Source organism: Thermococcus sp. GR5 (assembly GCF_012027535.1).
GTDB classification, from domain to species: Archaea; Methanobacteriota_B; Thermococci; order Thermococcales; family Thermococcaceae; genus Thermococcus; species Thermococcus onnurineus.
The window spans coordinates 1-334 of the sequence record NZ_SNUN01000046.1 but is presented as its reverse complement, the minus strand read 5'-3'; the positions used below and the strand labels follow the sequence as shown (position 1 = coordinate 334).

1 protein-coding gene is annotated in these 334 nt (G+C 54.2%); it reads right to left on the bottom strand.

Translation table 11 applies throughout. The annotated features are described in order from the left end of the window. Window positions 1-334: MnhB domain-containing protein (locus tag E3E33_RS10805; protein WP_304940795.1), on the bottom strand; the 334-nt coding region annotated here is incomplete at both ends.

Here is a 334-nt window from a genome sequence, read left to right as displayed (position 1 = left end):
GGGTATATTTTGAGTATGCTGCTATTATAAGGAGCGGAGCGACCGCGAGAGCAGAGCCGCCCTGAAAGCCACCACCCGGTGTCAAGTGACCGTGCAAGGCAATAGATGCCGAAACCGCAAGGATCATCGCAACGATAACCTTTGTAACCGTCCTAATCGGCAGGGGGAGTGGTTCCACCTGCGTTGGCTCCGTTTTAACCTCCTTCTCCTGCTCCTTGGTGAGCCTGAAGACGGTCAGGCTGCCTATTATTGCGAGGAAGAACACTGCAGTCTCGAAGAGCGTGTCAATGCCACGGTAGTCCCAGAGGATTGAGGTAACAACTTCAGGGCTCCT